This is a genomic window from Prevotella sp. TCVGH (genome assembly GCF_023522295.1).
Lineage (GTDB): Bacteria > Bacteroidota > Bacteroidia > Bacteroidales > Bacteroidaceae > Prevotella > Prevotella timonensis.
This window is the reverse complement of sequence record NZ_QFFX01000074.1, coordinates 1-10,606: the sequence shown is the minus strand read 5'-3', so window position 1 is coordinate 10,606 and position 10,606 is coordinate 1. Positions and strand designations below refer to the sequence as shown.

Below are 10,606 nucleotides of genomic sequence, written 5' to 3'. Positions count from 1 at the left end.
AAGGGCTGACACCTCGTGAGAAGTGTCAGCCCTAAATTATTTTGTTTAATAAAGTTTTACCGGACAGCAATAATAAATAAAGTGTGGGCTATTATAAGTGCAATGTTTGCAGTCTACGCCATTGACTGCCTTTTACATTTCGGAGAAGTAAGGAGTTGGAACGGAATGTTTTTGTTGGGTATGTTGTTGCCAGGTATAGGCACATACACCTCTGGCGTAATACTCAAAGAGAAGTCGATACAGATATGCGGACTTCTTGGTGTAGTGATTGGCACTGGATGACTTCGCAACTTTGTTTCTGGTGAACAAGTTATAAGTATTATGCAGATGGAACTGATGGTCTTGTCCTTTGTCATTACCCTTGTCATCCCCGGACATATCCTTAACTTCAAAGCAAAAAAGCAACAATAATGAAAGAGTTGGATCCATTACTCCATAGCCAGTTGCGTCTTGCCGTAATGTCGATTCTGCTGAATGTAGAGAAAGCAGACTTCAACTATATCAAAGAAAAGACAGAATCGACGGCAGGCAACCTTAGTGTACAGCTGGATAAACTGGTCACAGCAGGCTATATATCAAAAACTACAGATGGCTCGGGCGTAAAACCCCGAACTATCTGCAAGATGACAGACACGGGGCGTAATGCCATGATGAAATATGTGGAGGTATTGAAGACGTATTTTGCAGGGTTGTAATAAGCGGTTGTAGAATGTACTTATATGATATTCGTATTTGACATGTAAAATCTGTGAAAATCCGCAATACAAACAAATGAACGATGGTATGACTAATTAGGGTCTGCTCAATAATGACAACCCATGATTGTTGTACCATCAGTTTATTCAGGTGTGTCTTTATCCATAACAACAATAACTTTCGTAGAACGATAGACTTTAATTGTCTGACTATGATCTATAAATCCTTTTTTGGAAAAACTAAATTTTGTGTCTATACCTCGGCTTGTTGTAGGTAGCATTATCATATACCTAAATCTTCCTAACGAATCTGTACGCATACGAAAATTCATCAGATCGTCTGAAATTAAAACACTATCTAAAGGAACATTATGAACATCCACCACAAGCCCTTCCAAACTTTGTACTCTCTCGCATGAGCATAAAAAAGAAGCAAAGGCTATGCTGATTAATATACATTGTATTTTCATAGAAATGTTTTTTTAGAGCCTAATCGGATTCAGCAGATGAACGAGATGTGCAACATTAAGTCGGGTCAATCGTCCAATGCGCCAATGATTTCTACCACCGAAGCGCATCCATGCTGCTCCAGCCATTGGTTAATACCATCACGAACCTGAAGAGTTATGGTGGGATCAACAAAATTAGCTGTGCCTATTTGAATAGCCGTTGCACCCGCCATCATAAATGCAATGGCGTCTTCTGCCGATGAAATACCCCCCAGTCCAATGACAGGAATCTTGACTGCTTTTGCCACTTGCCATACCATTCGCAGGGCTACAGGCTTCACAGCAGGACCGCTAAGTCCTCCTGTCGCAATACTAAGAACAGGTTTGCGACGCTCAATATCAATCGCCATACCCATGAGGGTATTGATTAAGGAAACGCTATCGGCTCCTTCAGCCTCACAAGCCATTGCAATATCCGCAATATTGGTAACATTGGGCGACAACTTAACAATGAGTGTCTTGTGATAAGCCTGTCGAACAGCTTTTACAACACTGGCAGCTCCAGCGCATGTCACACCAAAAGCCATTCCTCCAGCCTTGACATTGGGACAGGAAATGTTCAGCTCGATGGCGGGAATCTTGTCCAACTCATCAATGCGAGCAGCGCAGGCAGCATAATCTTCGGGGGTGTTTCCACTCACATTGACCAACATGTGGGTATCGATGTCCTTTATTTTTGGATAGATTTCACGGCAAAAATAATCCACTCCCTTATTCTGAAGCCCCACACAATTCAACATGCCAAAAGGTGTCTCTGCCATTCGTGGATAGGGATTTCCCTCCCGATGATGAAGCGTTGTACCTTTCACAATGATGCCACCAAGCTGATCTAAAGGCACCAAATCAGCATACTCTAATCCGTATCCGAATGTACCTGAAGCGGTAAGAATAGGATTTTTGAAGTCAATATTATTTATTTTTACATTTAGAGTGGCCATAACAACTTCTTTATATTTAACACAGGACCTTCTTTACACACACAAATATGCCCTTCTGTCGTGTTCTCCACACAGCATAAACAGGCACCTAATCCACAAGCCATATCATTTTCAAGGGATACTTCACACGTTATATTTTCTCTTTTGGCATAACGAGCAACAGAGAGCATCATGGGCTTGGGACCACAAGTCGCAATTCGGTCAAAACGTTTCTGACGAAGAATAGAGTGTCCAGTAACGAAGCCAGATTCGCCTTCCGAGCCATCTTCGGTCGTGAGATACAACTCACCATACTTTCTAAACATGTCTTTCTCGAGGAGTTCGCTTGATGTTCTTGCCCCTAAGAGGAAGGTTGGCTGCGCTCCCATTTCAGCTATTCGCCTACCTAAGAAGAGAAGAGGAGCAGTACCGACACCACCACCAATCAACAGATAGTTTTCTTTGGGACTGGAAGGCATGGTAAAGCCGTTACCCAATGGGTACAAGCAGTTAACTCGTTCACCTGGTTGTAAACGCACTAACTGTCGGGTTCCCTCACCAACTGCTGCAATTAGCAGCAATAGCTCATTCTTTTCATAATCTACCATATTGATTGAAATGGGACGCCGCAAATAGGTAGCGGGGGAATGCTCCACTTTAATCTGCACAAACTGCCCTGGCACCATCTCTGGAAGTTGCGAAGATGACCGTAGGCGCATTAACCAATGTCTGCTACTTAATTGTTCGAGAGAATGAACAAGCAAGTCCTCACAAATTTTCTTCATCAAATAAAACTTTATCTGTATATATAAATATGTGTACAAACATCACCAAAGTTTCAAAGCTGATTGGCACTAAAAGAAGTATTCATTAGTTACGCTTTTCAAACCCTAAGTGCTGCACTTCTTAAATCGATACAAAGGTAACATAATTTACGAGGTTTGACAAACGAAGAAACTAAAATAATGCCCCTGTCAATGAAGAGATTGAAACATAAGACCTATAAAAAAAAGGGATCATAACAGTGGAGAAAAAGATTGCACACTTTACTTTTTTGGTACAAAAGTCTCCCAAGTTTGGTCATCATAAAATATTCTGATTTCAGTAATCTTTCGTTCTTTTTTGTCAAGAAAATTCATATTTATTTGTTGAGATGAAGAAGCAGGATTTGTACTCATAGGAGGTACTGATGCAACTTGTCTCGTAGAAGGGTGTGTATCTATAGAAGAAGTGTCATCAAAATCTAAAGTTGGTTGTAATTGAGTAGTGTCATTTGATCTTTTTAGCTCATCATGAGAAACGTCATCCAGAAACATTGAACCTTTTCCATACATCAACCAATCTAAATTTATAGAAGGAAATTTACTCTTAATGGCATCAATATGATTAAGTGTTGGTTTGGTTCGATCATTAAAAATGCTACTCAATGAGGCAGGGGATATATCTAACACCTCTGCAAAACTTTGTTGATTCATGTGCTGAGCCAACATTAATTGCCTAATTCTATCCTTCATTTCGTCCATAAGCTTGCTTTTAGAGGTTAATTCACTAATTTTCGTTGATTTTACAAAGGTAAACATTAAATTGGACATACAATTCATTTTTCTAAACTATTTTCAAACAACAAATTCGCTTATATAAATGTAATTTGTTTGTGTTTGTAAATCAAAACACGTTGATGGTGTTTGAATTCTTAATTCATAAACATAAACCGTTCTCTTAGTCATATAACTTTGTATAGCGTAAAAGTACTAATAACTGATTACATTTCACTTACGTGTTACTTTTCAGTGTTTATTACAGAGATTCTAATGTATTTTTTCAATTTATGTACCTGTACACTATAAAAGGCTTGATAAAATACATATAAGTTATTGGTTATCATTATAAAATAGGCAATTGTATTGTACGTATAATTATAAATACAGAAAACTAAATTTGAATATTTATATATTTGAATTTATATAACGAATTATCATTCCTTTAGAATATAGAAACATAAATCAACAAAAAGATAAAATAAAATATACATTTATATAATTTAGAATACAAAAATAAAGAAACGAAAACCGTAATAAACGTTAATAAGAAATCGTGAGCATAAAATTAGTGCTTATTTTCTCATAACTCTCATATTCTGAACCATCCCTCAAGTTGCTCTTAAATATGCGAATTTTGAGCGTAGTAAAAGCACTTAAAGTCTTATTACATCGGGCTTTAAGGGCAAAAATGGCGAAAAAGAAAAGTTTGATTATAGAGAAAAAGTAACGAAAAAAGTATGTTTATCAGTGCAAAATGAAGAAAATAAGCTCTTTCATCAGGTCTCCCGTTGACGTATTTGGGTTGTTGATACCCTTTGATTTGGCATCAATCTCTCTAAACTTAGAAATAATCTGCATGGTTTTCTTGCCCGAGTAATTCCTCATCCCACTCATATAATCACGAGCAGCCCATCCTCCTCTTAACTCTAAATATTGAGCCACGGCATTATCTGTTTTAGAGGGAGCATAATAAGCAATCATCAAATTTTGGAAATAATTAAAAAGTAATGGAAGAAAAGAATAGATAGATCCTGCCTTTGGATTATTGTCAAAATATTTGATAATTTGATTTGCCTTAAAAATATCACGATTTATCAAAGCAGCTCTCAATTCAAAAGCATTAAAATCTTTGCTCACTCCTATTTGCTTTTCAATTAAAGTAGGATCAATCTCTCGAACATTTTCAGGAAGAGATATAAGAACTTTATCTAAAACGGATATGAGACGATTTAAGTCAGCACCCACATGATCTGCTATCATAACACTTGACTTAAAATCAATAGCAATATTCTTATTCTTCAAATAAGAGAGTATAAAGTTGGGGAGATCACTCTCACGCATCTTTTTACTTTCAAAAACAATCCCTAAGGCATCTGCCTTTTTAATAAGTCGCTTACGACTATCAATAGTACCATTTTTATGACATAGCACCAAGATCGTAGAACGAACAGGATTTTCAAGATATTTAGCAATCAGCTCCGTATCTTTTAAATTCTGTGCCTCTTTCACAATGACTACACGATAATCAGCCATCATAGGATAACCTTTTGAAAGATCTATAATTTGTGCAGCGTTGACATCTGCTCCAAATATAATATTTTGATTAAAATCTCTCTGTTCTGGTTGTAGAACATGCTCAGCAATGTAGTCCGCAATTTTATCAATATAATACGACTCATCACCCATTAATACATATATAGGTGAAAAATGACGAGCTTTTAATTCTCGCATCACAGACTCGTATGTGACTCCAGCTTTTGGCATGTCATTCATAAAAGAATGAAAAAGAGAAACAAGTTCAGCAGAATTTATTTTTGAAAACGTCTCAAGTAATCACCTGAAAAATGTTCACAAAATTCTTACTAATCTCTTTTACCTTCTTCTTTTTTATTAACTTTGTATTTGAATGCAAAATTACTAAAATGTTTCGATTAAACCTACCCCAATACCAAATAAAATTAGGGGGTACAAAGGACAAGCCCACTATTTTTGATATTCTTCGAAGAAGATATGTAGCACTCACTCCAGAGGAATGGGTTAGGCAGCATTTTATTCATTATCTCATTGAACACAAAAACTATCCAATGTCGCTTTTAGCAAATGAAGTTTCGTTAAAGATAGCCGATAAGACCTTGCGCGTTGACAGTATCTTATACGATCTTACATTAAAACCCAGAATGATTATTGAATATAAAGCGCCTCATATCCCCATTACACAGAAAGTTTTTGACCAAATCTCAACCTATAATTTCTTACTTCATGTCGATTATTTAATTGTTAGCAATGGTGTTGAAAGCTATTGCTGCAAGATGAATTATGAACATAAAAATTATATATATTTGGATAGCATCCCTAACTATCAAAATCTTTAACACCTATCACAGATGCTCAGCTTTTTTTACGTATATTTGTAAACAAGAAGTAAAACTCTTATGGACAACTCAAAGCGTGATTTTATTATATAACAAAAAACACCACTACTTATGAAAATTTTTAGATTGATATCTTTTTTATGGTTACTTTCAACTGGTCTTGTTGTACAAGCCTCAAACAACCAGCATCACCAACAACTGCTATTCGAAACAGATTCAGCCAACGAAATCCCATATCGTATTCCTGCCATTGCTCAGTGCAGAAATGGAAACTTGATTGCTGTTTCTGATTTCCGCTATTGTGGTTCTGATATTGGTTATGGTGCTGTGGACTTAGTGTACCGCATCAGTAAAGATTATGGCATTACTTGGTCACCCATTGCCAAACTTGCTGACGGACATGGTGATGAAAATCGCATTCAGTGGGATTATGCTTTTGGCGATTGTGGTTTGGTAGCCAATCGCACCAACAGTGAGGTGTTGGCTGTTTGCGTAGCAGGCAAAACGGTTTACTTTCAGGGCAAGCGTGACAATCCTAACAGAGTGGCAGTGTTTCGCAGTAATGACAATGGCAAGACTTGGGACAAAGGACACGAGATTACAGAGCAGATTTATCGACTGTTTGATGGTCGCAAGCAAGGTCCAATTCAATCTTTGTTCTTTACCTCAGGCAGAATTCATCAAAGCAGATACATCAAAGTAGGCAAATATTATCGCTTGTACTCAGGTCTGTGCACGCTCTCGGGCAATTTCATTGTTTATAGCGATGACTTTGGACATCAGTGGAAAGTTCTTGGTAATATCGACGAATCTCCCTGCAAAGATGGTGATGAAGTGAAATGTGAAGAGCTTCCCGATGGTAGTCTTATTCTTAGCTCACGCACAGAAGGCAGAATGTTCAACATCTTTACGTTTACCAATATCAAAAAAGGTGAAGGTCATTGGGACAGCCGACAAACGGCGTCCGATATGGCTCATATCAAGAACCAATGCAACGGGGAGATATTGGTTTTACCAGTCGTACGTAAATCTGATGGTCAGGAAACATATTTAGCTCTTCAATCGGTACCTTTTGGACCACAACGAACGAATGTGGGCATCTTTTACAAAGAAATTGGAAAGGAACACTTATCAGCTCTCGAGTTTGCATCCCATTGGAAAAGAGGGATGCAGGTTCATCATGGACCTTCATCTTATTCCACTATGATAGCTCAAAAGGATGGACGAATAGGATTTTTGTGTGAAGTTGGGCAGAAAAATAATCACATTTCCTATCAATCGCTTGACGTAGAAGAGATTACCAACAACGAATTTGAGCTTTCTAAGAAACGCTTCAAGAAGGGCTACTAACTCATAGCTGTATGAAACACATTCAACTATGAAGATAAGACTAAAAACACATTATACAACAGAAATATGGCAACAGGAAAATGGATTGGCGGACTACTTGGTTTTTTACAAGGTGGTGCTCTCGGAGCTTTAGCAGGGTTCGCTTTAGGATGGCTTTTTGACAATGAAATAGATGCCGTTAACGAACCTTATCAAAATCGTGAGCATGGACAAACACAGACTCACACCAACCAACGAGATAGCCAATGGCAGCGTGTGCAAGCAGAACGCCAACGCAATTCTTTCCTCTTTTCGTTTTTAGCACTCGCTTCCTATATCATTCGAGCTGACGGAAAGGTGATGCACTCGGAAATGGAATTGCTACGAAACTTCCTACGTCAGAACTTTGGAGCTATCGCTGTAAAGCAAGGAGAGGACATTGTTCTGAAACTTTTTGAACAACAAAAGCAAATGGGGTGGCAACGATTCCAATCCACTATCCAACAGGCATGCTTAGAAATACGTAGCCAAATGGCTTACCCAGAGCGTCTACAACTACTCAATTTCTTAGTCATCATGGCACAAGTGGACGGGCATGTTGTGACCGAGGAAATCAATGTACTCAAAGAAGTTGCCATCAATTTGGGACTTTCTGCCACCGATGTAGACTCAATGCTCAACCTTAAAGACAGCTCTTCCAGTTTGGAAGCTGCTTACCGTGTGTTGGGCGTTTCTCCTTCTGCCTCCAACGAAGAGGTAAAGAATGCGTATCGACAAATGGCTCTGAAGCATCATCCTGACAAAGTGTCTACTTTAGGGGACGATGTTCGCAAGGCTGCGCAAAAGAAATTTCAAGAAATAAACAATGCAAAAGATAAAATCTATAAGGCAAGAGGATTATAAATCCGTAAATTACCTCATAGATATTCGCAAATAAGATGCCGTCTACAAACCAATTTTTGTCCAAATCTATCGGTGTCACCGTATAAGTTCTGCTGATAAATCGGCACAAAATAAACCAAGGAAAAGATGCCTTTGCTTTACCAAACGAATGACAAAACACTGTCAGATAAAACTGTCCATCTTTTCCTTGGTTTTATATTGAGTGGGAGAAATTATCGAAGCTCGTATATTAGCGAACCTTGACGAGTCTACTCCTCCACCAACTTTATGGCTGGTTCTATAAATTACCACCGCATATAGTCATTAAATTTTTATGAAATACGTTTTGTTATCTTTTGGCTTCTTTTTGGTTCAAAATGTAAGTTCGTTCAGTCGTGTAGCTCGCTACACTCCTTTACTCTCTTGCATTTTGATCTCAAAAATAAGCTCAAAATCTAACAAAGCTAATTTATAGAACCAGCCTTATAGCATTTGGCTAAGCTTCATCAGCTTTTTTTGTTGTCTTCCTAATGCTACGCTTGCGCTTCGGCTTTTCTTCAACCGCTGTTTTTTCTACCTCAACACCAGCCAATTCGGGGTCAATCATAATACGACCGCAGTACTCACACACAATAACTTTCTTGTGCATCTTGATGTCCAACTGTCGCTGAGGTGGTATTTTGTTAAAGCAACCACCACAAGCATCTCGCTGTACATAGACAATCCCCAATCCGTTGCGTGCATTTTTACGAATACGCTTAAAGCTGGAAAGCAAACGAGGCTCTATCGTCACCTCTAAACCTTTGGCTTTTTCCTTCAGTTCCTCTTCCTCATCACGAGTTTCTTGCATGATTTCATCCAGCTCGCCTTTCTTCTCTTTCAGCGCAACCTTTCTATCACTAAGCAGTGCTTCGGCTTCTTTTAAGTCGGCTTCTTTTTCCTCTATCTTTATGAGTGCTTCCTTAATTTTCTTGTTACAGAGTTCTATTTCAAGACTCTGAAACTCTATTTCCTTGGTCAACGTGTCATACTCACGATTGTTCTTCACCTCATCGAGTTGTTTTTTGTAGCGCTCTACACTCGATTCCGCATTGGCAATATCAGCCTTTTTTTGAGATATAGCCTTCTTAAATTCATCTATTTCAGTCTGAATTTTTTCCATACGAGTAGTCAAACCTTCTGTCTCGTCCTCTAAGTCTTGGACTTCTAAAGGCAACTCACCACGCAAAGCACGCTTCTCATCAATAGACGAGAGGGTTGTTTGCAATTCATAGAGAGTTTTCAACTTCTCTTCTACCGATAAATCTGTAGGATCTTTTTTTGCCATGTTTTATTGTTGTTATTGAATAATTGATACTATGTATTTCAAAATATACCACTACATTTCTTCTTCCACAATGACATTTTGGTTTTAGAAATAGATAATGGGATTCGTGTTGATACTGGATATACAGCAATGTGCTTCTGGAAACTCTTTTTGAATAATCTCCTTAAAAATCTCACTCGTAAACTGCTCACTTTGATAGTGACCAATTACCGCTAATTGAATGCGCTGTTCCATGTCAAAAAAGTCGTGATAACTCATTTCGCCTGTTACAAACGCATCAGCTCCTGCTTGTAGAGCCTCACTCAACAAAAATGCACCAGAGCCTCCACAAAGCGCAACGCGCTTGATAGGGCGACGCAATAGTTGGTTCGCCTGTACACATTCGACTTCAAAGACACGTTTCAGTAGGGAGATGAAATCATCGGCTGCCAGTCCTTCAGCAAAGGTTCCAATAATCCCCTCACCTCCTGTAACACCGTCAACAATTTGCTCTTTGCCTATAAAAGACAAATTTTGCAACCCCAACTTCTCGGCTATTTTATAGTTTACGCCACCCTTAGCACTATCCATATTGGTATGCATCGCCACTATTGTGATGTGGTTCTGTATTGCCTTCATGACAGTACGCTGAACATAGTTTTGGTTGGAGATGCACGACAGCTTTCTGAATATCAACGGATGGTGTGCTACAATTAAATTACAGCCAAGCCGAATTGCTTCATCAACAATCGGTTCGGTCACGTCTAAACACAATAAAGCCCCTGATAGTTCCGCCTCTGTCAATCCAACTTGCAACCCAGCGTTATCAAAATCTGCTTGCAAGGGCAAAGGCGCGAATCGTTCAAGGGCACTCACCACTTCTTTTATCTTCACGCTATTATTCGATTAGATGCTGCAAAGATACTGCTTTTAGCTCAATTATGCAACTTCCAAGGCATTGTTTAGCTTTATTTTCTATTCAGGCTGGTTCTATAAATTACCACCGCATATAGTCATTAAAATTTTATGAAATACGTTTTGTTATCTTTTGGCTT

At 38.4% G+C, this 10,606-nt stretch carries 12 protein-coding genes; 5 read left to right on the top strand and 7 right to left on the bottom strand.

The genetic code is table 11. The features are described from left to right. Positions 1-102 precede the first annotated feature (102 nt). Entirely contained in the window at positions 103-282 is a 180-nt protein-coding gene (locus DEM91_RS10935; protein WP_249858944.1) for a hypothetical protein, read from the top strand. 125 nt (positions 283-407) lie between these two features. Beyond that, a complete protein-coding gene (locus tag DEM91_RS10930; protein WP_180979224.1) occupies positions 408-695 on the top strand; it encodes a winged helix-turn-helix domain-containing protein in 288 nt (95 codons plus the stop codon). 143 nt (positions 696-838) lie between these two features. On the opposite strand, the gene DEM91_RS10925 is transcribed toward DEM91_RS10930, so the two are convergent. The 5 genes from DEM91_RS10925 to holA form a co-directional block, all read right to left on the bottom strand. Beyond that, positions 839-1,165: a hypothetical protein gene (locus tag DEM91_RS10925; RefSeq protein ID WP_025071624.1), complete on the bottom strand. Its 327-nt coding sequence runs from the start codon at positions 1,163-1,165 to the stop codon at positions 839-841. Positions 1,166-1,230: 65 nt separating this feature from the next. Beyond that, positions 1,231-2,142, bottom strand: a complete 912-nt coding sequence (locus DEM91_RS10920; RefSeq protein WP_249858943.1) for a dihydroorotate dehydrogenase — start codon at positions 2,140-2,142, stop codon at positions 1,231-1,233. After that, a complete protein-coding gene (locus DEM91_RS10915) occupies positions 2,130-2,906 on the bottom strand; it encodes a dihydroorotate dehydrogenase electron transfer subunit (RefSeq protein ID WP_249858942.1) in 777 nt (258 codons plus the stop codon). Before DEM91_RS10915 ends, DEM91_RS10920 begins: the two co-directional genes overlap by 13 nt. Before the next feature lie 261 nt (positions 2,907-3,167). Further along, positions 3,168-3,635 carry a helix-turn-helix domain-containing protein gene (locus DEM91_RS10910; protein WP_249858945.1) on the bottom strand — a complete coding sequence of 156 codons (468 nt, stop codon included), beginning with the start codon at positions 3,633-3,635 and terminating at the stop codon, positions 3,168-3,170. A 771-nt stretch (positions 3,636-4,406) separates the two neighbouring features. Beyond that, positions 4,407-5,435, bottom strand: a complete 1,029-nt coding sequence (gene holA / locus DEM91_RS10905) for a DNA polymerase III subunit delta (protein WP_249858941.1) — start codon at positions 5,433-5,435, stop codon at positions 4,407-4,409. Positions 5,436-5,584: 149 nt separating this feature from the next. Between holA and DEM91_RS10900 the strand changes: the two genes are divergently transcribed. The 3 genes from DEM91_RS10900 to DEM91_RS10890 all read left to right on the top strand — a co-directional run bounded on the left by DEM91_RS10900 (position 5,585) and on the right by DEM91_RS10890 (position 8,266). Then, positions 5,585-6,034 carry a type I restriction enzyme HsdR N-terminal domain-containing protein gene (locus DEM91_RS10900; protein ID WP_249858940.1) on the top strand — a complete coding sequence of 150 codons (450 nt, stop codon included), beginning with the start codon at positions 5,585-5,587 and terminating at the stop codon, positions 6,032-6,034. 111 nt (positions 6,035-6,145) lie between these two features. Continuing rightward, positions 6,146-7,384: a sialidase family protein gene (locus tag DEM91_RS10895; RefSeq protein WP_249858939.1), complete on the top strand. Its 1,239-nt coding sequence runs from the start codon at positions 6,146-6,148 to the stop codon at positions 7,382-7,384. A 66-nt stretch (positions 7,385-7,450) separates the two neighbouring features. Continuing rightward, positions 7,451-8,266 (top strand): TerB family tellurite resistance protein, encoded by an 816-nt coding sequence (locus tag DEM91_RS10890; protein ID WP_249858938.1) that lies wholly within the window; start codon positions 7,451-7,453, stop codon positions 8,264-8,266. A 475-nt stretch (positions 8,267-8,741) separates the two neighbouring features. On the opposite strand, the gene DEM91_RS10885 is transcribed toward DEM91_RS10890, so the two are convergent. Both DEM91_RS10885 and DEM91_RS10880 read right to left on the bottom strand, forming a co-directional pair. Further along, a complete protein-coding gene (locus DEM91_RS10885) occupies positions 8,742-9,572 on the bottom strand; it encodes a zinc ribbon domain-containing protein (RefSeq protein WP_028900785.1) in 831 nt (276 codons plus the stop codon). A gap of 84 nt (positions 9,573-9,656) precedes the next feature. After that, the gene (locus DEM91_RS10880; RefSeq protein ID WP_249858937.1) at positions 9,657-10,445 is read right to left on the bottom strand and encodes a Nif3-like dinuclear metal center hexameric protein; all 789 of its coding nucleotides are present in this window, start codon (positions 10,443-10,445) and stop codon (positions 9,657-9,659) included. Positions 10,446-10,606: the final 161 nt, after the last annotated feature.